This is a genomic window from Ekhidna lutea (assembly GCF_900188325.1).
Classification (GTDB): domain Bacteria; phylum Bacteroidota; class Bacteroidia; order Cytophagales; family Cyclobacteriaceae; genus Ekhidna; species Ekhidna lutea.
In genome coordinates this window covers 112,225-137,331 of sequence record NZ_FZPD01000004.1, presented here as the reverse complement: position 1 = coordinate 137,331, position 25,107 = coordinate 112,225, and the positions used below count along the sequence as shown (strand labels likewise).

The 25,107-nt window shown below is 39.8% G+C and carries 24 protein-coding genes; 12 read left to right on the top strand and 12 right to left on the bottom strand.

Features of this window, described 5'->3' with window-relative positions; all coding sequences use genetic code 11:
- Positions 1 to 50: 50 nt before the first annotated feature.
- From CHB71_RS11750 to CHB71_RS11730, 5 genes are read right to left on the bottom strand one after another with little or no spacing between them, the layout of a single operon-like run.
- A complete protein-coding gene (locus CHB71_RS11750; protein WP_089357122.1) occupies positions 51 to 506 on the bottom strand; it encodes a hypothetical protein in 456 nt (151 codons plus the stop codon).
- Positions 490 to 915: a DUF1801 domain-containing protein gene (locus CHB71_RS11745; RefSeq protein WP_089357121.1), complete on the bottom strand. Its 426-nt coding sequence runs from the start codon at positions 913 to 915 to the stop codon at positions 490 to 492. Before CHB71_RS11745 ends, CHB71_RS11750 begins: the two co-directional genes overlap by 17 nt.
- Before the next feature lie 29 nt (positions 916 to 944).
- Entirely contained in the window at positions 945 to 2,030 is a 1,086-nt protein-coding gene (locus tag CHB71_RS11740) for an Ldh family oxidoreductase (RefSeq protein WP_089357120.1), read from the bottom strand.
- 9 nt (positions 2,031 to 2,039) lie between these two features.
- Positions 2,040 to 3,725, bottom strand: coding sequence for a hypothetical protein (locus tag CHB71_RS11735; protein WP_089357119.1), 1,686 nt, complete (start codon positions 3,723 to 3,725; stop codon positions 2,040 to 2,042).
- Positions 3,726 to 3,785: 60 nt separating this feature from the next.
- Positions 3,786 to 4,730 carry a Ppx/GppA phosphatase family protein gene (locus CHB71_RS11730; RefSeq protein WP_089357118.1) on the bottom strand — a complete coding sequence of 315 codons (945 nt, stop codon included), beginning with the start codon at positions 4,728 to 4,730 and terminating at the stop codon, positions 3,786 to 3,788.
- 115 nt (positions 4,731 to 4,845) lie between these two features.
- Between CHB71_RS11730 and CHB71_RS11725 the strand changes: the two genes are divergently transcribed.
- From CHB71_RS11725 to CHB71_RS11695, 7 genes are all read left to right on the top strand, one after another.
- Positions 4,846 to 6,429 (top strand): acyl-CoA carboxylase subunit beta, encoded by a 1,584-nt coding sequence (locus CHB71_RS11725; protein ID WP_089357117.1) that lies wholly within the window; start codon positions 4,846 to 4,848, stop codon positions 6,427 to 6,429.
- A gap of 112 nt (positions 6,430 to 6,541) precedes the next feature.
- Positions 6,542 to 7,240: an SDR family oxidoreductase gene (locus tag CHB71_RS11720; protein WP_089357116.1), complete on the top strand. Its 699-nt coding sequence runs from the start codon at positions 6,542 to 6,544 to the stop codon at positions 7,238 to 7,240.
- Positions 7,241 to 7,243: 3 nt separating this feature from the next.
- A complete protein-coding gene (locus CHB71_RS11715; protein ID WP_089357115.1) occupies positions 7,244 to 8,311 on the top strand; it encodes a M42 family metallopeptidase in 1,068 nt (355 codons plus the stop codon).
- Positions 8,311 to 8,763 carry a hypothetical protein gene (locus tag CHB71_RS11710; protein WP_089357114.1) on the top strand — a complete coding sequence of 151 codons (453 nt, stop codon included), beginning with the start codon at positions 8,311 to 8,313 and terminating at the stop codon, positions 8,761 to 8,763. The genes CHB71_RS11715 and CHB71_RS11710 overlap by 1 nt, the downstream gene beginning before the upstream one ends.
- 3 nt (positions 8,764 to 8,766) lie before the next feature.
- Positions 8,767 to 9,519, top strand: a complete 753-nt coding sequence (locus CHB71_RS11705; RefSeq protein WP_089357113.1) for an ABC transporter substrate-binding protein — start codon at positions 8,767 to 8,769, stop codon at positions 9,517 to 9,519.
- Between the two features lie 100 nt (positions 9,520 to 9,619).
- Positions 9,620 to 9,958 (top strand): PadR family transcriptional regulator, encoded by a 339-nt coding sequence (locus CHB71_RS11700; protein WP_089357112.1) that lies wholly within the window; start codon positions 9,620 to 9,622, stop codon positions 9,956 to 9,958.
- The gene (locus CHB71_RS11695) at positions 9,955 to 12,585 is read left to right on the top strand and encodes an FtsX-like permease family protein (protein ID WP_089357111.1); all 2,631 of its coding nucleotides are present in this window, start codon (positions 9,955 to 9,957) and stop codon (positions 12,583 to 12,585) included. The genes CHB71_RS11700 and CHB71_RS11695 overlap by 4 nt, the downstream gene beginning before the upstream one ends.
- 1 nt (position 12,586) lies before the next feature.
- Here CHB71_RS11695 and CHB71_RS11690 read toward each other — a convergent pair whose 3' ends face one another.
- A complete protein-coding gene (locus CHB71_RS11690) occupies positions 12,587 to 13,432 on the bottom strand; it encodes a glycosyltransferase (RefSeq protein ID WP_089357110.1) in 846 nt (281 codons plus the stop codon).
- Positions 13,433 to 13,594: 162 nt separating this feature from the next.
- Between CHB71_RS11690 and CHB71_RS11685 the strand changes: the two genes are divergently transcribed.
- On the top strand, positions 13,595 to 14,509 hold the full coding sequence (locus CHB71_RS11685) for a sulfotransferase domain-containing protein (protein ID WP_179213393.1): 915 nt from the start codon (positions 13,595 to 13,597) through the stop codon (positions 14,507 to 14,509).
- Entirely contained in the window at positions 14,506 to 15,687 is a 1,182-nt protein-coding gene (locus tag CHB71_RS11680) for a glycosyltransferase (protein ID WP_089357108.1), read from the top strand. Before CHB71_RS11685 ends, CHB71_RS11680 begins: the two co-directional genes overlap by 4 nt.
- On the opposite strand, the gene CHB71_RS11675 is transcribed toward CHB71_RS11680, so the two are convergent.
- A complete protein-coding gene (locus CHB71_RS11675) occupies positions 15,665 to 16,555 on the bottom strand; it encodes a GNAT family N-acetyltransferase (protein WP_144017408.1) in 891 nt (296 codons plus the stop codon). The genes CHB71_RS11680 and CHB71_RS11675 overlap by 23 nt on opposite strands.
- 99 nt (positions 16,556 to 16,654) lie before the next feature.
- On the opposite strand from CHB71_RS11675, the gene CHB71_RS11670 reads away from it, so the two are divergent.
- The 3 genes from CHB71_RS11670 to CHB71_RS11660 are packed head-to-tail and all read left to right on the top strand — an operon-like array spanning position 16,655 to position 18,805.
- Complete coding sequence (locus CHB71_RS11670; RefSeq protein WP_144017407.1) at positions 16,655 to 17,767, top strand: hypothetical protein; 1,113 nt, start codon at positions 16,655 to 16,657, stop codon at positions 17,765 to 17,767.
- A complete protein-coding gene (locus CHB71_RS11665; protein WP_089357105.1) occupies positions 17,764 to 18,363 on the top strand; it encodes an IMPACT family protein in 600 nt (199 codons plus the stop codon). The genes CHB71_RS11670 and CHB71_RS11665 overlap by 4 nt, the downstream gene beginning before the upstream one ends.
- Before the next feature lies 1 nt (position 18,364).
- Complete coding sequence (locus CHB71_RS11660) at positions 18,365 to 18,805, top strand: DUF1572 family protein (RefSeq protein WP_221406720.1); 441 nt, start codon at positions 18,365 to 18,367, stop codon at positions 18,803 to 18,805.
- Between the two features lie 445 nt (positions 18,806 to 19,250).
- Here the strand turns inward: CHB71_RS11660 and CHB71_RS11655 are convergent, their stop codons facing one another.
- The 5 genes from CHB71_RS11655 to CHB71_RS11635 form a co-directional block, all read right to left on the bottom strand.
- Positions 19,251 to 20,084 (bottom strand): DUF4249 domain-containing protein, encoded by an 834-nt coding sequence (locus CHB71_RS11655; RefSeq protein WP_179213392.1) that lies wholly within the window; start codon positions 20,082 to 20,084, stop codon positions 19,251 to 19,253.
- Positions 20,081 to 22,639, bottom strand: coding sequence for a TonB-dependent receptor (locus CHB71_RS11650; RefSeq protein WP_089357103.1), 2,559 nt, complete (start codon positions 22,637 to 22,639; stop codon positions 20,081 to 20,083). Before CHB71_RS11650 ends, CHB71_RS11655 begins: the two co-directional genes overlap by 4 nt.
- 90 nt (positions 22,640 to 22,729) lie before the next feature.
- Positions 22,730 to 23,614 (bottom strand): FecR family protein, encoded by an 885-nt coding sequence (locus CHB71_RS11645; protein WP_089357102.1) that lies wholly within the window; start codon positions 23,612 to 23,614, stop codon positions 22,730 to 22,732.
- Between the two features lie 55 nt (positions 23,615 to 23,669).
- Positions 23,670 to 24,239 (bottom strand): RNA polymerase sigma-70 factor, encoded by a 570-nt coding sequence (locus tag CHB71_RS11640; protein WP_089357101.1) that lies wholly within the window; start codon positions 24,237 to 24,239, stop codon positions 23,670 to 23,672.
- A gap of 139 nt (positions 24,240 to 24,378) precedes the next feature.
- The gene (locus CHB71_RS11635; RefSeq protein ID WP_089357100.1) at positions 24,379 to 25,062 is read right to left on the bottom strand and encodes an SOS response-associated peptidase; all 684 of its coding nucleotides are present in this window, start codon (positions 25,060 to 25,062) and stop codon (positions 24,379 to 24,381) included.
- Positions 25,063 to 25,107 lie beyond the last annotated feature (45 nt).

Here is a 25,107-nt window from a genome sequence, read left to right as displayed (position 1 = left end):
TTAAGCGTCAGCTAAGGCTCGTTGAAGCAACCAGATTGTTCGGTGGGGGATTATTGTTTCACTTTTATTGAACGAATGATTGATTTCAGCTTTTTATCATACTTTGATTCAATGGGGTACTTGATTGTAATCTCAAACCGCTGATTGAATTTAAAGAACGTGTAATGTCTGCTGATAAAATTTTCAGATGTCTCTTCGAACCAGTTTGCTTCCTCACCGGCTATTTTGGTTTTGCTGGTTGGCGTTTCAGTAGAATCGATTTGGAGCTGTAAATCCAGAGGGATATCTCCGACGGGTTTAGGTGACTCAAAATAGGTGATGGCAAAACAGGTTGTAGAAGTGTCGGCAATCGAAGGACTCACTTTTACAACATACCCATCATCTACAACTTCCCATCCTTTAGGTTTTTTAAAACTGAAAGAAAGATCAGGGTCTTCAAATGCGACACGCTGCGCCAACAGGCCAAATGAAATGGAGAGGATCAGCAGACTAATTATGCTCCGCATATCTTTTTTTAATAATTTCAATAGAAGTGCGAATCATTTCTTCCAGTACATCCATGTCAATATCTGAGAGGCGTTTGATGTAGAGACAACTTACACTGTGCTTATATTTCCCCAACTTCTGCAGCAACTCAGCCATTTTTTCATACCCCGACATTAGATAAAGTGTCAGCGATTGTTTTCTGGGAGAAAAGCCGGTCAGCATCCAATCACCTTCTCTGCCGGATTCATAGACATAGTGATACTTACCAAATCCTACGATCGAATCACCCCACATGATGGGATCTTCTCCACTTACCTTTTTCATGAGCTTGAGAACCTCCCGTGCATCATCACGCTTCGATTCCGGCTCTATTGAATCTATGAATGCATCTACACTTTGATCGGTGGGTTGCGTTTTGACGTCTGACATTTTAATTAAGGTTGAATCCGACTACTAATCTACGAATTACCAGCTATCAACTCAACCCCCAACTTCTCTCCCAGCTCACTTAAATCCTTAACAACAGGTTCCAGTAAATCAATACCATTTTTTAATCGCTCAGCTGTCATCTCACGTTCAGGATCCCCCGGAATCAACACTTTCTCATCAGGATTTACAGTTTCAGAAGCTCTGAATCGCTCAATCCAGTTATCCATGTGCGATTTAAATTCTTCCCCATCACGAAAGGCATCTATACGCATGGCACCAAAGAAGTGTCCAAGACCTTCACCTACCGGATTTGGTGCCGGATCAATAAAGGCAACAAACGGTGGGACCCAGGGGCCGTAATTGGCACCTGACAATACTGCTGAAAGAATATCGACTACTGCACCTAAGGCATATCCTTTATGAGAGCCGTGTTCGCGATCACCACCAAGTGGACGCATGGATCCACCTTTCATTAAGCCTTTTGCATCAGTGGTGATATGACCGTCTTTATCCTGAAGCCACCCTTCGGGTGCATCCAGTTCTTTTCGTTGCAGTACCTCCAACTTTCCGTTTGCAGCGGTGGTTGTTGCCATGTCTAATACGAACGGAGGTTGATTTTTTGTAGGAATGGCGATGGAAATAGGGTTGGTGCCAAGGAGTCGCTCTTTAGAAAAAGTAGGAGAGACCAATGGGCTGGCATTGGTTAAAGAAATACCAATGCAATCTTCTTTCAGCGCCATCATCGAATGATATCCGGCAATTCCATAGTGGTTGGAATTTTTAACAGAAACCCATCCTGACCCCACATTCTTCGCTTTTTCTATGGCCAAATTCATGGCATGTGGCCCCACAACAAGCCCTAGTCCTAAGTCACCATCTACCACTGCTGTAGATGGTGTTTCATGTACAGTCTTGATTTTAGGCGTGGCGTTAAGGCGATTTTTTTCATGCAGCCGGATGTAACCGGACAAACGAGCCACACCATGAGAATCAACTCCTCTGAGGTCGGCATTGACCAGCACATCTGCGGCTAGCTGTGCTTCATTTTCAGGGCAACCAATCTTGGTAAAAATTTGGGTTGCAAATCTCCTAAGTTCCTCTGCTGAAAAATTCATCCAGCGAAATTACTCATTAAGCTCGGCTATGATTTGATTGAAAACCAAAATTATGTTTCGGGCTTTTTCAACGTCTACAAAGATCAACTCAAAATCATCCTGGTAATTTTCAATCTTACCATCTTTATAATATTTGATGATGTCCTCCTTGAACTTAGTTTCAAAGTCAACAGCAAGTGTTTTATAGCCGATATCGAATTGAATACTTTTTGGATTTAGGTCCGTGAGGTTGAATTCATAAATTTCTTCTGTACGTCCTTTTTCATTGATTTCAAGCTTGGTGAGCTTGATTTTTTCCGGATCGGACTTATCCACTTGTTCAAAAGTTTGGGTAAAAGTCTCGTCATCGATTACTACATCTTCCATGTTTTTAGTGAGCCAGTTTATTTTTTGCTCCAGTGTCATTCCCTCAAAAGGGCTCTGATAATCACGTTGGCATAACCGTGTAAGATCTTGCAAGGCAGCTTTGATCCTTCTGGCTACCTCAATGTTCTCGGCATAGATTTTCAGCTCGTCATCATACCTATCAAACGCATCGTTTTCATATGTCTGGATCAAGTCCATTGATTCTTTGGTAGAAAACTCCACATACATACGGTGACTGGAAATATCATAATCAATAGTTGTGGGGTTGATGTCAATGAGATTTAATGCAGCGGAGGTCTTATTTGTTGATTTCGTATCAGATTCTGAAAGTGAATATTTAATTAAACAGTTTCCTTCAATTTGCTGCTCAATTGATTCGGCTCCAAAGTAGATGTCTTTCACATAAGTTTCCAGAAAATCAAAAGCTGATTGCAAGGATTCAAGCTTTTTGATAGAGGATTCTACTTTAGACTCAGCGAGTGGCACAGCTTTGGTTAACATGATTTTCAGGTCCCTGGCCTCTTCAACATTGTTAGTGAAAATTTCTATTTTGTTATCAAATCCTCTGGGAATTTCATTTTCAAGCACTCGCATCAATTTTTGATTGCGATTGGTTTCAAAATTCAATGAAAAGCTTGATCCGGAGATGTTGAATCTGAGGCTATGAATATTTATATCTGATAGGTTGAAGATATAGGTCTTTTGTTCAGAAGATTTTGAAGTGATTTGGGTTTGTGTGAATTGAAAATTTGCAGGAAAATCTTCTAACGCAGTGAGTTGTTGGTTGTAGGATTTTTTGTCACCTTCTACTTTAACTACGTGAGCCACCAGCCAATCTTCCATTTCTTCGTAGGTGTTGGCTTTGAGCTTATTATCCATTATTTCTTTAGCGAGCGGGATTGCTTGCTTAATTAGCTCTTTGATTGTTCGTGCATTGTCAATATCCTGCGCTACGATAAGCAGGTTTGACTCATAACCATCCACCTCTCCATTCTCATATTTCTTAATAAATCGCTGGCTATTTTCTACAGTCAGATTGAGATGAATAATATCCTGCCTGGTTTCTTCACGTAAGGCATATGGATCCAGGTCAGCAACGTTAAATTCAGACACGAGTACCGTACTTTGACCTCTTTTGTCTATTTCAGTTAGGGTGTATCTGAGTACTGAATGGTTCACGAATGACAATTCGTGTGTGTAGTTTTCATTCTTCGTTTGAACCTCATGAAGATTACTCTGAATCTCAGATATGATACTTTGAAAAGCGATATCTTGTGAAGGAGACGAAAGCGTCCATAAGAGAAAAGTGAATCCAAACGCGAATTTCATTAGTAGATTAGGATTAAAATGGATTTCTAAGTTTAATCATTCGCCGATCAATGGCAATGATTAATGAGAAGAATTTCCTTCCTGAAGTTGATCTAATACATTGTACAGGATTCCCTCTTTCAATGCATAAGCCGAAATCCGAATATTAGTCAGCGCTATTTTCTCAACTATGTGGTCAATGAGAACACACGCTACTACGATCATGTCCACCCGCATTTCTATCATTCCCGGAATTGCAAGACGCTGCTCCCTGTTTTTAGTAATCAGGTCTTCGTAGATTTTTTTGAAAACATTTTTTCCGAAAGGGTATTCGGTTGCATCCGATTGCCTTTCGATATCATTTTCTTCGCAATAGATATCACTCAAAGTATCGAAGGTTCCGGAGCAACCAATTAGCGTTGTTGGTCTGAATTCTTTGCATGCCTCTACTAATGGTTGTAGTTCCTTATCAAAAAAGGCATTTAGTTTTTCAATTTCATCCGTTGAAATAGGGTCTGTTTTATGAAACATTTCCACCAGTCGTTGACCACCGACTTCAAAACTCTGCATCCAGTGAGCTTTTTGGTTATCAGCGATAATGAATTCAATGCTGCCACCGCCAATATCCATGATGAGGTTTTTTTCTTCTCCAAAATCAAGGGCTTTACTTGCACCATGGTGAATCAGCTCAGCTTCTCTCATTCCTGAAATAACTTCTATTTCAATACCGGTCTGAGATTTGATTTCGTCGACAAGCGCCTGCCCATTGTTGGCGTTGCGGATAGCACTGGTAGCTGTTGCGAAAACCTGATCAATGTCATTCGCATCAATCATTTCCTTGAACTCATGAAGGGCTTTTAGTGCTCGACCCCAGGCCTCTTTTGTGATTTCTCCCTTATTGATCCCCTTCTCGCCAATTTTCACTGCTTTTCGCTCTCGATGAAGCATTTCATGAGAGTCTCGATCCACTCTGGCAATCAGAAGGTGGAAAGTATTTGTACCTAAATCAATTACAGCTACTTTCATAAACAGGCCGCAATATAGCAAAATGGAATGGAGAGATTCTTGATTTACTCGATTGATAATTGCTGAATTCTCATTGTCCTGTGCTCGCCTTATCTTTGGCGTTTTGCAAAGAAATATGAGTACAGAAAAACCAAAAACCGCGACGAACATCCAAACCACCGCTGAGAAAATTGAGCGACTAGACTCAATGAATGAAGAAGCACTCAAAGGTGGTGGAGAAGACCGAATAGCTAAACAACACGAAAAAGGAAAGCTGACCGCACGTGAGCGAATTGACCTTCTTCTTGACGAAGGTTCGTTTGAGGAAATCGGGAAGTTTGTGACCCACCGTGCCACCGATTTCGGGATGGACAAGCAGAAGATTCTGGGAGACGGAGTTGTGACCGGGTATGGTACTATTGATGGTAGGTTGACATATGTGTTCAGCCAGGACTTCACCGTGTTTGGTGGATCACTTTCAGAGACTTTTGCAGAAAAAATTGTGAAAATCATGGACATGGCCATGAAGAATGGTGCTCCTGTGATAGGCTTGAACGACTCAGGTGGAGCCCGAATTCAAGAGGGCGTGGTGTCTCTTGGTGGCTATGCGGATATATTTTACCGCAACACGCTTGCTTCAGGTGTGATTCCTCAAATTTCGGCTATTCTCGGGCCATGTGCAGGTGGAGCGGTTTACTCACCGGCCATTACGGACTTCATCTTCATGGTGGAGCAGAGTAGTTACATGTTTGTGACCGGGCCAAACGTAGTGAAAACCGTAACCCAGGAAGATGTAACCAGCGAAGAGTTAGGTGGAGCGCAAACACATGCATCTAAAAGTGGAGTTACCCATTTTGCATGTGCCAATGAAGCAGAATGCATTCGTCAGATCAAGCAACTAATGAGCTATATACCTTCCAACTGCGAAGAAGAACCTCCAATGTTGGAATACGAGGTGGGGGATGAAACCCGTGATGTTTTGGATAACATTCTTCCGGATAATCCGAACCAGCCATATGACATGCATGATGTTATCAATGGCATCATTGATAAAGAAAGCTTCCTGGAGGTTCATAAAGATTTTGCTGAAAATATTATTTGTGGGTTTGGAAGACTGGCTGGTAGAAGCATAGGTATTGTGGCAAACCAACCAATGAGTATGGCCGGAGTGCTTGATATTCACTCAAGCACAAAAGGTGGACGGTTTGTGAGATTCTGTGACAGCTTCAATGTGCCACTTTTGGTGTTGGTAGATGTGCCGGGATTCCTTCCCGGAACCGATCAGGAATGGAATGCGATCATTACCAATGGAGCGAAGTTATTGTATGCATTTAGCGAAGCAACAGTGCCAAGAATCTCAGTTATTACGAGAAAAGCTTACGGGGGAGCATATGATGTAATGAACTCCAAGCACATCGGAGCGGATATGAACTACGCATGGCCTACTGCTGAGATTGCAGTAATGGGCGCACAAGGTGCTTCTGAGATTATCTTCAGAAAAGAAATTAAAAAAGCGGATGATCCTAACGCGAAGCTTCAGGAAAAAATCAATGAATACACGGAGAAGTTCGCCAACCCGTATATCGCTGCAGCGCGAGGCTTTGTGGATGAGGTTATTATGCCTCACAATACACGAACGAAATTGATTCACGCATTTAAAATGCTGGAAAACAAGGTAGATAAGCTGCCAAGAAAGAAGCACGGGAATATTCCATTGTAGAATTAATATAAGAATGTCATTTCGACCTAGGAGAAATATTTACTCATTTGATGTATAGATCTCTCACTTCGTTCGAGATGACATTTAATAAAAAGTAGGGTTGATTTCTATCATGAGCGAAACTAAAGTTGCAATCATAACAGCAGCATCCAAAGGCATGGGACTCTCCTGTGCTGAAAAACTGGCAGAGGAGGGCTACCAATTAGCGATTCTTTCTCGTTCATCCGAGATACATGATCTGGCAAGCAAGTTTGGTGGAATCGCAGTTCAGGGGTCAACCGATAATGTGGAGGATTTATCCAGATTAGTTGATGCTACGCTCGAAACCTACGGTCAGATTGATGTGGTGGTAAATAACACCGGACATCCGCCAAAAGGAGAGCTGCTGGAACTGACAGATGAGCAGTGGAAGCAAGGATTTGATCTGGCATTGATGAATGTCATTCGAATGTCAAGATTGGTAACACCTCACATGAGTGGAGGAGGATCGATCGTCAATATCTCTACTTTTGGAGCAAAGGAACCTTCTTTAAATTTTCCGATTTCTAGTGTAGCTAGAACGGCGTTGAGCAGCTTTACTAAGCTATTTACCGCTAATTATGCCAGTTCGAATATTCGAATGAATAATGTGTTGCCGGGCTTTATAGACAGTTATCCGGCAACTGAAGAAACAATCAATCAAATTCCGATGTTGCGTCAGGGAACACCTGATGAAGTCGCGGAGCTCGTTTCGTTTTTAGCTGACGATAAATCAGCATATATCACAGGACAAGATTTCCTCATCGATGGAGGATTAGTAAAATCAATATAAAACATGGATAAGAAGAGTACAGATTTTCTATACAAATACCTTAATAACGCAGCGCCAACCGGCTTTGAGCAGGAAGGACAAAAAATATGGTTGGATTACATCAAGCCTTACGTGGATGATTATGAAGTAGATACATATGGAAGCGTATTTGGTGTTGTAAATCCAGAAGCTAAATACAAAGTAGTGATTGAAGCACATGCTGATGAGATCAGCTGGTTTGTGAACTATATCACAGATAAAGGATACATCTATGTTGTGAGAAATGGAGGTTCTGACCATCAGATCGCTCCTTCCATGCGAGTAAATTTGCATACGAAAGCGGGTGTAGTTAAAGGTGTTTTTGGGTGGCCTGCTATCCATGTAAGAAAAGACAAAGAGGATAATCCAACTCTAAAGAACATCTGTATAGATGTAGGGGCAGAAAGTAAAGAGGAGGTTGAAAAAATGGGTATTCATGTAGGAACAGTTGCAACCTTCCAGGATGAGCTTTTCGAAATGAATAAGAAGTATTTGGTGGGAAGGGCTCTTGATAACCGAATGGGTGGATTCATGATTGCTGAAGTGGTAAGAAGACTATCTGAAAAGAAAGTAAAGCTTCCATTTGGTTTGTATGTGGTAAACTCTGTTCAGGAAGAAATCGGCCTGAGAGGTGCAGAAATGATCTCTCGTAGAATCAAACCGAATGTGGCAATTGTTACAGATGTAACCCATGATACGCAATCTCCAATGTATGACAAGATCACGAGTGGAGACATGACGGCAGGAAAAGGTCCGGCTGTGACCTACGGGCCGGCAGTTCAGAATAATCTGCGTGATATGATCCTGGAAGTAGCTGAGAAAAACAAGATTCCATATCAGCGAATGGCTGCTTCCAGAACTACTGGTACTGATACCGACGCATTTGCATATTCTGATATTGGTGTAGCTTCAGCATTGATTTCATTACCATTGAAGTATATGCACACTACCGTTGAGACTGTACATAAGGAGGATGTAGAGAATGTGATCAAGTTGATTTATGAAACAGTAGCCCAGATTAAGGACGGTCAGGATTTTACCTATTTTAAGTAATGAATAAACTTTATCAAACATTTCTTGTCTTGCTTGTCATTGGGTGTGCCGCAAAGGAAAGCCCTGAGATCACCGGTAAATGGTACACCTATGCTGAAAGCGGCGATTACATGGAGCTGTGGCTAGGAGAAGATAAAGCCATGAGTTACCTAAGCGGAATTGATCAGTTCCTTCTTTATGATTTAAAACGAGACGGAAAAACCCTTGATTTCTCTTTAATTGAGAGTAGGGTTGTTGATGAACATAACTTTAAACTTCAAGTAAATAAATCAAGTGAAGAGCTTTTCCAAGCCACATTCATTGGCGATAATAAGGTTGATTCATTAAAGACTTATTTCCTGATAAATCGGAAGACACCAGATATAAAAGGTAGCCTGGCTGAGAACCAAGAGTTGATGAATGAAATGTTCGAGCGACTTGAGAGTGGCTCACATGCAGGACATGGCCATTAGTAGATGACTTCAAAGAAATATACCGATCAGATGGGCAGAGAGGTGCAAATAGCCTCTCCACCTCATCGGATTGTGTCTTTAGTCCCTTCTCAAACGGAATTTTTATTAGATATTGGCGCTCCAGTTGTTGGACGTACTAAATTCTGCATTCACCCAAACGACCAAGTCAAAGACATCCCGATAATTGGAGGTACGAAAAATTTTCGTTTCGATAAAATCAGGGAGCTACAACCGGATCTGATTATAGGGAATAAGGAAGAAAACTATAAGTATGGTATTGAAAAACTGGAGAAGGAGTTCTCAGTTTGGATGAGTGACATCTTCACTCTTAATGATTCCTTCAAAATGATGTCTGAACTAGGCGGCATTTGCAGTTTGAATGATCAGGCGGAAAAAATCATTCAAACTTGTCATACAGCTGCAGAAAAGGTTAAAAATTCCAAATCAGGAAAGGTAATTTATCTGATCTGGAAAGAACCCTGGATGGCAGCCGGGAAAAACACTTTTATTGATCATTTTCTTACTCATCTTGGTTATGAAAACATCATCTCTGAGGAACGATACCCGGAACTAACTACTCAGCAAATTGCCAATCTAAACCCTGATAAAATTCTATTTAGTTCGGAACCTTTTCCATTCAAAGAAGAACATTTAGTTGAAGCAAGGGCCGTTTGGCCAAACACTGAGTGCACGTTAGTAGATGGTGAACTATATAGCTGGTATGGGAGTAGGCTGATAAAATGGGCAAATTGCTGATTTAATTTATTACTCAATTAAATTTAATCAATACTACATTTAGGAAATTCATGTAACCTTTTTATGTTTACACGCGAATACTACATTTAGGAAATTGATTATGAAAAAGTATCAATTAGGCGAATTTGAAGAAATTGTATTGCTAACTGTTGGCGTATTATACAACGAAGCATACGGCGTAGCAATCAAAGAGGAGATTGAATCGAGATTGAAGAGAAAAGTGAGTGTGGGAGCACTCCAGTCTGCCCTAAGACGCATGGAAAAAAAAGGATACCTCGATAGCAGGCAAGGTGAAGCAAATGAAAAACGAGGAGGGAAGCCAAAACGGTATTTTACCATAACGGCCTACGGTACAGAAGCCCTTAAATATTCTCAGGACGTACGTACACAATTATGGAACGCTATTCCTGAAGTAGCATTAGAGCTAAAAGCAGTATGATAAAAAGGACTGCAGATAAGCTGTTCCGATGGTTTTGCCATCCGGATTTCTATCCTGATATCAAGGGGGATTTAGAAGAAATTTACAAGGATAGGGTGGACCAAAAAAGAAATTTAACCCAGGTAAGGTATGCCTTGGATGTTTTCCTTCTTTTCAGAATTTCATTACTAAGACCAATATTCAAAAACTCAATGATAAAGGACACAGGCATGTTTAGAAATTATTTTAAAATCAGTTTTAGAAACCTGATGAAACACAAAGGCTACACGGCTATCAATGTGATAGGTGTAGCAGTTGGCTTGGCTGCATTCTTATTGATCAATCAATACATTCGATTTGAACGCAGCTATGATTCATTTCATAAAGACCCTGAGAGTATCTATCGTCTCACGACTGATCAGGTTGTAGATGGACAACTTGGTACGCGTGACGCCATGTCTTTTAACCCTTCAGGAAAAATTATTACCGAGGAGATTCCTGAGGTTAATGCACACACACTAACCTATAATATTGGTAGTCAAACCATCAGGAAGGGTGAGTCACTTATTAACGAAGAGTCTGTTAAAATGGCTGATGAACATTTTATCAACTTTTTTGGGCATACGGTCATCTCTGGCGATCCGAAAACCATGCTTGAGGAACCTAATTCTATCGTATTGACAGAATCTAAGGCACGCTTTTATTTTGGAGAAGAGGATGCGGTTGGAAAAACCCTTCATCTTTATTCAAGTTTTGATGAAGATTTTAAAGTGACTGGTGTAGTCCGAGATATCCCGCTTAATACACATTTTAAATTCGACATGCTTATCTCAATTTCCTCAATAAAAGATGTTTTGGAGCGTGAAGGATGGAATGCATTTAATTACTACACGTATCTGAGGATTGATGATGGGACCGATATTGCTATGCTGGAGGAAAAACTGATTCCAATAAAAAATAAATATTTAAACGAGGGAAGTTCATTGTTTTTCAACCTCCAGCCGATTCAAGATATACACCTTAATTCAAGTATGACATTTGAAATTGAGGAATCAGGAAGTAAGGATGCAATCAATTTTTTGGAAATCATCTCCATTTTCATTCTTGTAATTGCGTGGGTAAACTATGTAAATCTTTCTACTGCAAAAGCGATAGACAGGGCAAAAGAGGTAGGTTTAAGGAAGGTAATAGGAGCTGGTAAAAAGCAGTTGAGAATGCAGTTTTTGGTAGAGGCTTTTCTGATTAATGTGATAGGAGCATTGGTTGCTTTGATTATAGCACAGATCGCAGCTCCAGCATTTAATTCCCTAGTTGATACTCCAATTTTGGGAGATTTATGGAAGGATCTCACTTTCTTAAAATTGTTAGGATTATTTACAGTCGTGGGAACAATAATCTCGGGATTTTATCCAGCCACTTTTCTGTCAAATTTTAAAATCATTTCTGTTTTAAAAGGCAAGTTCAGAAACTCCAAAAGTGGAGTGGGCCTGCGGAAAGGCCTGGTAGTTTTACAGTTTGCTACATCTATTGTGTTGATTGCATGTACCTTAATCGTCATTCGTCAGGTTAGATATATGAAAAGTATGGACAAGGGAATGAACACAGAGCAGGTGGTTGCCTTTGGTAATCCTGAAACCATGCCCGGAGATGATGATAAGTATGAAGAAATGATGGGGGTATTTAAAGATCGATTACTGAAAGAGTCTAGTATTACAAGTGTTGCTACATCAAGCATAATTCCCGGCGGAGAAAGCGATGAGATTTGGTCTACCAGCGGTGGGGTGAAGATTGTAGGATTGACAGATCGCTTAGAGGCGACAACCTATATTCAAGTTGTTGACAATCAATATTTTGAGTTGCTCGATATTTCATTTATTGATGGAAGGAACTTCATCAAAGACAACTTGCTAGATGACACAACAGCGGTAATTGTAAATCAGGCATTTCTAGACCGATTTAATCTTGCAGATCAAAATGTATTGAACGAAAAAATCCAGTTTGGTCGCGATCCTGAAAATGATAAGTACAATATTATAGGTGTCATAAAGGATGCAAACAGAACAAGCTTGAAAAAGTCAACAGAGCCAACATGTTATTTCTATGATAAAGTTCAAATTAATTCCCTGGTTAAACTGTCTCCGAAGAATGTTGCGATAGGTTTAAAGAAGATTGATGAGATATGGAGCGAAATGTTCCCAACCGCAACATTAGAATACTCATTTATTGACGATCGCTTTGATCGCTTGTATAAGGAAGATCGACGGTTCGGAGCTGTTTTTAGCGTGTTTTCAGGTTTTGCATTGCTGGTAGCAATACTCGGATTGTTTGGTTTGATTTCGTTCATAGCTTCGCAGCGAACAAAGGAAGTTGGAGTGAGAAAAGTACTTGGAGCATCTGAACCTCACATTGTAGGGTTGTTCTATCGGGAGTTTATAATTCTGATTGGAGTTGCTGCATTGATCGGTGTTCCAATTGTGTTCTTTGGTATGAATAGCTGGTTAGATAATTATGCGTATCGCATAAATTTTCCCTGGGAGGTAATTATAGTTGCAATGGTTGTCGTAATCATTTGTTCACTGATCACAGTTAGCGCTAGAGTATTAAAAGTGGCTTCATTAAACCCGGCAAATACGCTGAAATATGAGTAGGCTAAAGCAGCTTTATGAATTCAGGGATTAAGGAAATATTCCCCTGCTTAATGCATTGCTTTATTTCATAAAGGCATCTTTTGCTTAGAGCTGAATTTTCCTGCCTGGTAATGTTCAGCTCTTTTATTTTTTGGCACACCTTAAGTGTAGAAGCTTGGTGAATGGACCGAAATTTGAATTGCTGACTTGATAAGGATTCTTTTACGATCCGTTTTTTTACCAACACTTCATCAGTAAATGCATAGCTCCAGCTTCTCGATGAACGAATCCAGAAATCAAAATCCTCATAGCTCAAAGTTTCATCATATCCTCCAATTCCCTCCAGCACTGAACGAGCAATCATCATCCCGGGTGGTGAAATAAAATAACGGCTGATGAGCTCTTGATAGATATCTCCTTCCGGTACTTTCTCTAGTAGGTTCCCTTTGCTATCTCTTTTATAATGTGTCCCAAGTTCATGGCCCGATTCATCGATATTCATCACATCACAAAAAGTAACTCCAGCTCCGGACTTTATGAAAGTATTGACCCCTCCCAATACCCGCTCAGGGAGTAAGATATCGTCTGCGGCCAGGTCGATAATATATTCACCTTTTGAAGCTGCAAATCCTTGGTTAAAAGCTGCGCAGTTTCCCAGGGAGGTTCCAATATCAATGAATTGAACTTCTTTTTTTTCTTTTATAGTAGAAGCTATAATCGATTTGCTATCATCAGAACTGCCATCATCCACCACAATCAACTCAATATTCGGATAGCTTTGCTTCCACACCGAAGCGATTGCTTCAGCCACGAAAGAGGCGTGATTATGACACAAACAAATGACTGAAACCAATGGTAGCTGGTTCATTACTTTTTTAGAGCTTTAGCTAAAATTTAGTGGAAAGATGGTTAACAATAGGCAAGATTAGTAGTATTGAACTCCAATTCATCATTTCAGGTAGTTATAGTGGTAGAAAAGCTTTGGTATACTCCTTTATTTTTTGGTAAGAAAGTTATCATATCAAGCCTATTGGCTACTAAGAGTGAGCATGCTTACAGTAGAGACAATACAATTTGTGTATTCGCACAGCCGAGGGGAGGGTCTACCTGGTTTTCCAACTTATTACTATCACTCCCAAGATCCATGAAGGTAGATGAGCCCTTATCCAGAGGGATGTTTGATCCGAGTGGTAAAATGCCACCTGCAGGGATTGGTAAGATTAAGAAATTAGACGAGTTGAATTTTTACTATCATCAACCAATTCCGAAAGGTGCAAATCATCAGGAAGCTGAGCAATTCTTTGACGATTTGTTCAGGTTGAAATATCGAAACCCATACCTTTTTGAAGAGACATCTTATCGTAGTATGTTGAACCCGGAATTGTTGATTTTTAAATTCAACCAGGGTAATCTGATGCTCGAATGGTTGGTCGATAAATTTCAATTCACACCAATCGTTTTGCTAAGGCATCCCTTTTCGGTAATTGCCTCTCAGCTATCTTTCTACGCCTTTGAAAAAGTACGATCAGCAAGTAAGTATGAGATTCCTGAATTCCGATTTCATGAGTACTTTGATCCCTATCAGGATATTTTAGCATCATTAAAGCATCCAGAGGAAATCCTTGCTGCAAGGTGGAGTATGAATTATTTGCCTGTAAATCAGCCCAGCAAAAAATGGTTGACCATTCATTATGAAAATGTGATCGCTGATCCTGATTCAGAACTGGAAAAGATATTCACGTACATTGGGCGTAACCAACCTGATGAGATACGCGAGAAGTTCTATCTACCCGCATTCAAGAATCATCACGATAAAACGCATTATGAAGAAAAAGGAAGTAAAGAGAGCTGGAAAGGAAATCTAACTGATGAGCAGATCAAGCGGATAAAACGTGTATTGCTTGATTTTGGAATAACAAGTTATAATGGAGAGGAAGTAAAATGAATGTTTTTATAATCCCATCCTGGTATCCTTCTACCTCCAATCCTATCTATGGTATTTTCAATCAAGAACAGGCGGAAATATTGGCTAATAATCGACCTGATTGGACAATAGGAATTAGCACGTGGGGGCAGGGTGATGAGCGCTTCTTGCTGCGTGCACTTGATTGGCGGTCACCTTTAAAAGCATTAAAAAAGTATCCTTTTGAGGATATACAACTAAAAGACAATTTAGGAGTCTACTTTACTCCGGCTTTCACCTGGACCCGAAGGTTTAAGAAGGGCAATATTACGGGCATCATTAGAGCTAACAGGAAAAGTCTGGAACGATTTATTGTTGACCATGGGAAACCTGATGTCATAAGTGTGCATGCGGCCTACCCTGGTGCTATTATTGGGAAGGCATTATCGCAGGAATTCAATATTCCATTTGTGGTGACAGCACATATGAGCCCTTTTCCTTTTGCAGAATTTATAAAGAATGGGGAGATCAAACGCTTGATTAGAGAGCCTTTGCTTCAGGCAGACGCATTAATTGCAACGAGCCAGTCATTAAGAAATAAAATGAAATCGTTTGGTTTGTCCAATATTCATGTACTTCCAAATCCGGTAGATACAAATTACTTTTCACCTTCTGGTCGATCTGCCTCAAGCAAGACAATCATTTTGAGTATTGGACGGATGGAGGATCAAAAAGGAATAGACATGCTTCTTTGGGCGTTTAGCAAACTATCTCATAATGACATTGAATTAAGAATAGGGGGAGGTGGAACACAGTTGCGATCCTATCAAAAACTAGCTATGTCTCTTGGTATATCCGATTCTGTCACCTGGTTAGGCAGCCTTTCTAAATCTGAAGTGCTTTCAGAAATGCAATCTTGCTCCTTCTTTGCACTTGCCAGTAGACACGAAACATTCGGTATAGTGTTGGTTGAAGCGATGGCATGCGGCAAGCCTGTTTTGTCCACCAAATGTGGAGGACCTGAAGAAATCGTTGCTGAAAATGTAGGATTGCTTTGTGAGCCTAATGAAGAAAGCCTAGCGCAGGGGCTTGAAGAAATGTGCTTTAAATGGCAGGAATTTGATCCTCAACAAATTCGAAAAATTGCTGAGAATAAGTATTCGGGAGCAGTATGGATGAAACAGGTCGAGGAACTTTTCAAAGATGTAATCGGAAAGTAGGTTTTTGTGATTCAGTAGCGCCCATCCTTTCTTTAAACATTCTCAAAGTATCCTGTGGCTTACCATGAATCGAGGAGACCCCCAGGTCTAAAAAGCTAAAGTTATTTTTTCGGTAATAATCAACTATACCCACAATTAACATTACCATGGGGCTTTGGTTACGAAACATTGGACTGGTGGCAGGTAGAAAATAGTAGGCTATTCTGTCAGTTACACGGACGGTAATACATAAAGCAGAAATCTTCTCCTCTCGAAAAACACCAAAGCATTCATATCTCTCTGGTAGATTTTGCTTTAATTTATTAAGCTGCTCCCAGGAAATATTGATTTGCAATCCCTGTGCTTGGCGACAGACCTTCAGAAACTTATGAGCTGTTTCAAACTCATGGTCTTCCATTTTTCGAAAAGTAAAACCTTCGTTAATCAACGAATCAAGTTTTCTCTTCTGCATCTTGTGCAGCTTTTCAGAAAAATTTTCTTCAAGCGCTATGCTCTGATTGATATCGGTATAAACAGGCTCTCCCAATACACTCGTTAGCCAGTCAATAGAGGCGTAAGATTCATATATCTCAGAAGGATGATGAATAATTACCTCTTTGATACTTTTCGCTTTTAAGTCTACCCTAATCTTCTCAAAGAATGATTCTAGCTCTTCTATTGATTCTTTCTGTTTCAATACTGACCCAAAAGGACTTCTTGGTATACTAATTGCCTTTTCACCATCGAGATCGAAAGCAATGAACAGACCACCTTGACTATAAACAATGAATTCATTGTAGTCTTGTGATTCAAAGTACTTTGGATGGTAATAGGTCGTTGACATTCCGGATGGAATACCATGTATTGAGTTATGTATTTGAAAGGACATGTGATTACAAAATTAAAACCCTTCTCAGCTTTTGAAAGCTTAAAACGAGCGTTATCTTGCATCTTAGATTTTTACAATAAAATCCCAATTATTTCACCTTTGAAAAAAGTAATCACCGCTTTTCTGCTCTCAGTCGCATTTTATAGTCCCGCACAGGTTTTTGAGCGTGGTTATGTACAAAACCTGGTTAAACGTGGAACAGATCATATTTACAATGCTTCACCTGATTCGGCTGAATATTATATCGCTAAGGCAGAAAAGCATTTACCATACCACCCGGTAATTCCATTGATGAGAGCCATGTCCATCCTCTGGGTTAATATTCCAACAATTTCAGAAGAGTTGTTTTTGGAAATGGAATATCATCTGGACTCGGCAGTTTCACTTGCAGTTAAAAATGATCCGGAGTTAGAAGATCCCGAAATGATATTTTTCGCCATGGCATCATATGGCTTATTAGCTGAGTATTATGCCGATCAGGGGTATACAATGAGAGCAGTAGGAGAGGCAAATCGTGCATATGGCCTTATGAAAAAAGGTTTTGAAATAGTAGATGAGTACCCAGAGTTTTTACTCACTACTGGTTTATATAATTATTTCCGTGAAAAGTATCCGGAGAAACATCCAATCTATAAACCCTTGCTTTGGTTTTTCAGAAACGGTGACATGGAACTGGGCTTGAATCAATTAAAGCGTGCAACTAAAGAATCTTTTTTAACCCGCGTAGAAGCACACGTCTATCTGAGCTACATCTATTTAAGGTATGAGTTCGAACCGAAGCTCGCTCAGACATATTTGTCTGCACTGTGTGAAAAGTACCCTAATAATTACTATGCTAAAGCAAAATATCTTGAATCTCTGGCCAACCCGACTGATTTTAAGCAAGCTCCAATTGACATCATCTACTCACTGATTAAACATGAAAGCCCTTATTACAAGCTCGCAGGATACGTTTTTTTAGGTTATCTGGAAGAGAAGATTATCAAGAATCAAAAGAAAGCTGAATATGCCTATCGTCTTGCTTTGGATTACGGGAAGACGATCCCTAGCCATGGCGAGTTTTTCAAAAGCTTTGGGTATGTGGGCTTAGGTAGAATATTAGTTGAGAAGGGTGAAAAGGATGAGGCTAGAGAAATGCTGGATTTATCACTTAAATATGCTGAGACTGATCAGGTAGAAAAAGAAGCCTACAGGCTCTTATCAGAACTTTGAGCACATACTTTACCATTAAAGAAAAAGTAGAAGGCTTCTACAAAGAAAAAGGGAGCAAGTTTATTTCTCATGCATTTCATGTTCGGTCTGAAGAGGAAATAAAGCAAAGGCAGGAGGAGCTTAGAAAAGAATATCATGATGCCAGGCACCACTGTTTTGCATGGATTGTGGGAATGGATGAGCAGCAATGGCGAGCGAATGATGATGGGGAGCCAGCTCATAGTGCCGGAGATCCCATACTTGGACAAATTCGCTCCTTTGAACTAACAAATGTTTTGGTGGTTGTCATTCGATACTTTGGTGGCACCAAACTTGGTGTTGGAGGGCTTATCAATGCTTATAAAGTTGCTACAGAGGCAGCATTATCAAAGGCTGTGAAAGTTAAAATTTTCGAGACAAGAAAATTAGTGATGAAATTCCCGTATGACATGATGAGCAACGCTGAGCGATTGATTACCGATTTCGAAATGGAAGTAATTGATCGTGACTTCCAACTTTCGTGCGAAATTTCTGCGTGGATTAAAAAGGATTTGATTGAGTTATTTAAGCAGAAAACTGTTGAACTTTATAATTTGGAATTTCAAATAGAAGAGTAAAATGCACGGACAAGAATTTAATAAGCTCTTTCAAAGAGATTTGGATAAACTGATGACTGAAATGGAGTCATACCCTAATTATGAATCACTATGGGTTAAGGTTGAAGGAATAAATAATTCAGCGGGTAACTTGATTATGCATCTATGTGGAAATCTTCAACATTTCATAGGAGCCCAAATGGCCAAGTCAGGATATGTTCGTGAAAGAGATTTTGAGTTTGCAGGCAAATTATCATTTGATGAATTGAAGAATGAAATCAACACCACTAAGAAAGTACTTGATGGATACTTTACTCAAATGAATTCATCATCTCTTGATGATAAATTCCCCATTGATCATTTCGGTCATCCAGTCACCAACAGGTTCTTCCTGATGCACCTGCAAGGACATCTAAACTATCATCTTGGACAAATAAATTATCATAGAAGAATACTATCATAAGCGATTAAAGCGCGCCTTATTCTGTCTTTATCATAGAATATTGCAATCTAAAGATCTTTAATCGGGAATAAATGTACGTTGGTCTAATAATCAAGCTCAATTGACGAATGAGGATGGTTCGTTTATGAAAACTTCACTAACCTTGAGGGAAAGAAATTCAAAACAATCCATAGCTGGTTGAATTAGAACGGAGTTGCTTTGGTGAGGGCGCTCCGTTTGCTTTTTTATCCCCACATAATCATTTGAAAAAAATAAAAGCCACCGTTTCAAAACAGATGGCTTTGATCAATTTCCAAAAAAGCGTCTGATTTATTAAGATGCTCTTCTCATTTTTCGAGTGGCCTTAATTCCAAGTGCAGTGACAATTACCGAAACTACCAATAGGGTGATTTTTCTTTTCATATTTGATAGTCCACTCTATTGCTGAGGACCCCCAAAAATTTGATCAGCGTACAGTTCTTTTTTGTGAACTGATAGAAACTGCTCCAAAATACCCCAACACAAGAGGTGAATCATCACTGATGAATGACAAATTTCCTTCAACTATTGCAGGCGTGGTGCCTCCTGAAGTGCCTAATGTAGTGATTTGGGACTTTAGCAATGATAGATAAGCATGTGTCCTTGCAGAAATAGAAATAAGCTGAACTTCCATTTCATCTCCAGCGTCGTAACCAAAATTTTGAAAGTTATTTGGAATAAGATTGCCATTGAATAAGCGATCATCCTGAAGCGTAAAGGGGTCAGGCTCATTATAAATCTCTTCATTTTTGTAGAAAACCCATCTGTAAAAATTTCTTTCTTCAACTGGGTCTATAGTATTCGCTTTGGGATAATAAATCGTTATTTGCTGACTTGGATCATCAGGATCATTTTCCTGAAAAGATTGTATCTGAATGTTATTGAGCTGCACCTTTTCCGGCATAATATCCCATTCAGACCTGACTTCCATTGAGTCAACAAAGACAAGAACCCGGTATGCAACTCCGGAAATACCACTATACTCACTATTGGCAGTGTAATAGCCATCTTGATCATAAGAATAATTGAAAACTTCGCCCGTTCGGGCTTGAACTATGACATCAGCATCATCAATAGGAGCAACTCTGTTTGTTGATGAAAATGCATTGGAGCGAGTTAATCTGATGGGGTGTCTGCTGGTAGAGTCGTCACTAATCCACCCCTCCAACACTACAAGTTTTTGTGGTTGTGGAAGATCAACAACCACCACTTGCTCACAGGCAAAAAGAAAAATGAGCGATATATAAATAACCTTTTTCAAAACCTGAAATTGTAGGTTATGGCCGGTATTATTGTTCCGAATATAGAATATTTGACTACCTGAGCAGTGCCGGGATCGATTGGTGACTCTCTATAGAAATATGAATACGCATTTTGCCTCGCATACACATTATAAATAGTGAGTATCCAATAGTCATCATTTTTTCTCTTTTCACCACTCTTTTTAACCTTTTTTCCATCCCACTTGAAAGACACATCAAGCCTGTGATAGTCAGGTAAGCGTGCATTATTTCTAAATTGAAAATGAGGAATTAAGTTTCCTTCATATTCATACTTATCGGTGGGAAGTGTTACAGGAATACCGGTATTAAACACAAAATTGGCTGAGGCACTTAGTCTATCGGATAGCCCCATGCTCCAGGAGGTTGAGAAATCGTGTGTTTTATCATGATTCTCAACCACGAAACGAACATCATCAAATTCAGGGATACGACTTTCTGCTTTGGATAAGGTGTAGCTTATCCACCCTTTTAGTTTGCCTGTTTTTTTCTTAGCATAAAGTTCAAGTCCATACGCTCTTGCCTGGCTGAGCAACAGCTCGGTCTCGATATTTTCATTAAAGACCAAGTCAGCTCCGTTCTTATATTGAATATTGTTACCTATATCCTTATAGTAAACCTCTGATGATAGCTCCCAGGTGTTGTCTTTAAGATTTTTGTAAAGTCCTAAAGTATATTGGTTTGTTGTGGTTGGAGGTATATACTCGCTGCTCAATTTCCAGATATCTGTGGGAGCAGGGGAGATGGTATTAGAAATTAAATGGAGGTACTGTGCTGTACGTGTAAAAGAAGCTTTCAATGAAGTGGTTCCATTCAATTTCCAATTCAAAGAAATCCTCGGCTCCAGATTGATATTTTTTTCAATGATATCAAGACGCTTAAACTGTATAGTGTCCGTAATGGTTGAATCAGCTGATGGAATTCCGTCTCGATACTGATATACGGTCCCTGGCCCCAGGGTATGCAGCCCACTTACTCTCAGTCCATAGTGAAATGAAAATCCATCGGTGGTCATCTCATGACCAAAATGAGCGGCACTCTCCAGACCTTGCTCATTTTCGAGTTCAATAGTATTGGTGCTGGCATTTTGATCAAACGGTTCTCGTGAGCCTGGCAATAGTCGATGATAAATTGTACTAAAACCAAATGACAATTCATTATTTGGATTAGGCAGATATGAAAGGTTTGTTTTTATGCTGTAGTCAGCGATTTTTGACCTACCTACAAAAGCTCCTGGTTCCTCTGTGCTTTCAATCTTGTAATTGTACTCAGATACAAAAGCAGAAATATTTGAAAATAGCTTAGGTGAGAAAAGGTAGTTCCACCGAAAATTCAGCATTCGGTTACCCCAATTACGTGTTGAATTTAAGCCTACCTGATTTCGGTCGTTACCCACGTAACCGGATAGGTAATAGGTACTCGATTGACTGTACTTAAAATTCAACTTCACATTTAGATCCTGAAAGCGGATGCGGTTTCGTCTTACCGAAGTGCTGGCAAAATCATCGATAGAAAGGTTTAATAAGCTTTGCCTACTAGATATAAGAAACGAACTTTTACCCTTATGCAGTGGTCCTTCAACTAATGCTCGGGCGGATAAGATACCAATACCACCTGAAGCTCGTGTTTCATTCATATTCCCTTCCTTCTGGCGGACTTCTATTACTGAAGATGTTCTACCTCCATATGAAGGAGGGATGAATCCCTTAAGTATTCTAACATTATTTACCGCTTCAGGATTGAATATTGAAATTAAACCATAGAAATGATTAGGATTATAGATAGTGGCTTCATCAAGTAACGTGAGGTTTTGGTCGACCCCACCACCTCTAACGTGAAGTCCACTCGCATCTTCACCAATAGCTCTAATTCCGGGCTTTAATAACGCATTTTGTATCACATCAACTTCACCAAGCAAGTAGGGTATTTGTCCATCAGGCCCTGAGATAACTATTCGGTTGATTGAAGGGATGTTTTCAATGAGGTTTGCATCATCTGTCACTGTATTCACCTCTACCTCATCCAACTCGGTCACTTTTGGAGTTGTAGATATATCCAGATAGGAGTTTCGATATAAGCTAACCTCTGTCTTCTTTCGCTGATAGTTGATGTGCGAGAATTCGAGTTGATATTCACCTTCGTTGAGGGTTATAGAGTAATACCCATACCCATTGGTAGTAGTGCCGAGTCTTGTGCCTAATACCTGAACTGTAGCACCTATAATGTGCTCCCCGGATTCTACATTTCTTAAAACACCATGGATCGTATAGTTTCTCGGGATGTGTGGGGATATGATGATTTGTTTGCCATCATATTGTATATCAGCAATCCTGTCATTGCTTAATTGATCAAGAAACTGTTTTACTGTTATCCCCTGGGTTACAGTAATTGTTTGGTTGGTAAGCTTATCTCTACTGTAAGCAATAGGTATTCCAATGGTTCTAAGTGAATCAAGTGATTGGAATAGACTAATTTCTCCCCAAAAAATCAAATTGCTTTGAAGAGCCCCCTGCTGCGCATAAAGCAAGCTTGACATGCATAACAATACAAGTGCTAAGAGTCTTCTAAATAGGGAAAAGCGGGTGACACACACACCCACAAAAATAATGAATGAGTATGCCTGTTTTTAGCAGCCCTGACCTGAAATTTTTACAATGTCGTTCTTAATGGTCGTTTTGATGTTCAAGACCGTTCCAATAGTCTCTAAAACCTCCTTAAGTGACTGATTTTTGAAAGTGGCGGAAATTCTGCATGAAAGAAGCTTGTCATCTGAGAGCTCGAAATCAACATCATAATATTCAGAAAGTTCATCAAGCGCCTCATTTAATGGAGTGTCATCGAAGTTAAATACACCATTTCTCCACGCCATAATGTTTAAAGAAGCCATCTCTTTTAATTCTACGGTTCCATTTGATCGATTAAAAATCGCCTCTTTTCCTGCAGAAACTTGTGTTTGCTGGCCCTCTTTCTCAAATGCGACCAATCCTCGGTCCACATAGAGTTTAACCTCGTCTTTAGAGGTAACCAGATTAAAAGCAGTGCCTAAAACTTTGACATCAACTCCATTGACATCTATGACGAAAGGCTTTTCACTTTTTACAATGTCAAAGTAAGCCTCACCCTCAAAAGTGACATTTCGGCTATCACCAAATTTTTCAGGATATGAAAAAGAGGAATTGGTATTCAAAATACCAACAGAACCGTCTGGAAATGTAACGGATACCTTCTCATCTGCTGAGGCAACATGTACCTCAGTAATGGTTGGCTCATACAAGTATACTGTCACAGAAAGAATTGCAAGAATGGTAACTGCAGCTGCAATTTTCATCCAGGCGAATGATCTGTTTGGGTTATTGATTTTTTGCGTCAAAGCATTCCATGCTTTGGATTCATCTATTTCAGGCGCATCCATTTCTGTATGCTGAAATAGGAACTCAACGAACTTATCCTCTCCTTCAGAGGGCTGATCCTTGTAGTTCAGGTGGTTGTATACTCTCAGGTCCTTTGCCATCTCATTTGTCTGTCAATCCCAGGGCTCTAAACCCCTAATTTTTTCTCACATTTTTTTAGGACATATGCTCCTTGTAATGTTTGTACACATGATCTAGTGATTCCCTCAATTTTTTTAGCGCTATTCCCATCTGGTTTTCTACCGTTTTTTTAGATAAATCGAGTTCCTCGGCGATTTCTTCGTAGGTCATTCCGGCATTTCTACTGAGCATAAAGATCTTCCTGCATTTTTTTGGAAGCGCATCTATTGCTGAGTGAATGTACTTCTTCAACCGCTCATTTTCTCCCTCATCTTTTTTAGGCATGCTAACGCTGAGCATCACCTCACTTACATCTGCCATCGACTGCTGTTTTGGCAGCTCAAGTTTGATGTAGTTGAGGCATTTATTTTTAACTGCAGAATACAGGTAAGTTTTTAGCGTAGTTTGTATTTCAATGTTTCCTCGCTTCTCCCACATATAGAGAAAAACCTCCTGAGCCATTTCCTCAGCAATTGTTCCGTCACGAACGTAAGTAAAAGCAAAGCGATACAGTTCTTTATAATACCGTTTGAAAATGACCTCATATGCTGAGAAGTCATTACTCTTCACTTGCTGGAAAAGTAAAAGGTCATTGTCAGAACTCATGTAATTATTTATTGGTAATGTTAGGTGATAAATACTGAGTGATCAGTGTTTTTATTTAGGACGAAATTAGGAACAACATGTGAATACTGACACATGAAATTGATCTCAGGTTGGTTATTTCTGACCCGAGTCGAATGCGCTAGGTAAATAATGTGTAATTCCCATGCTGATCCGAGGCGGGTGCAGGCTTTATAAAAGAACCATCATTTCCATCAATATCTTTGATTTTCGGTGATACCGTATGTGAAATCAATTCATCCTTTGTTTCGATGTTAAGAAGGGTTTGAAGTTCCTCCTGATCATCGGATTGTAACCACTTTCTCGTGTTGGCTGTATCCAATATTGCTGGCATATCTTCCTGAAAATCAGAAATTTGTTCATTGGCTGGGCGAGTTATCATAATAAAAGAATGAGTGCCGTCATCCCCTTCCTCCCAAAGTCCCGCTACCGAAAACACTTTTTTGTCCGGGTAGAAAAAGTAATGAGGGACTTGTTGTTTTTTAGCCACCTGCTTCCATAAGTAAAACCCATCCATTGGTATGACACATCGGTGGGTCGCCAGTTTCTTTCGATAGCTCGCTTTGTTAATTACAGAATCCATCGGAAGGTTAAAAAACTTCGGGCTCATAGCGCGATTATTTGACCACATGGCCATTAGGCCCCAATTGAAAAGCGAGATTTTATCAGAATCCGAACTGGTAATTATGGGTAAAATTTTGGTTGGTGCCGCATTATATTGAGGCTGATATACGTCCGGAACTTCGGCTCCTAAAACAAGAGCCAACTCATCTGGGTTTAAGGTTATGGTGTATCTATCGAGCATTTTTGGCAATTTAATCCAAGAACATTGGTTACTCAATTTTCATTT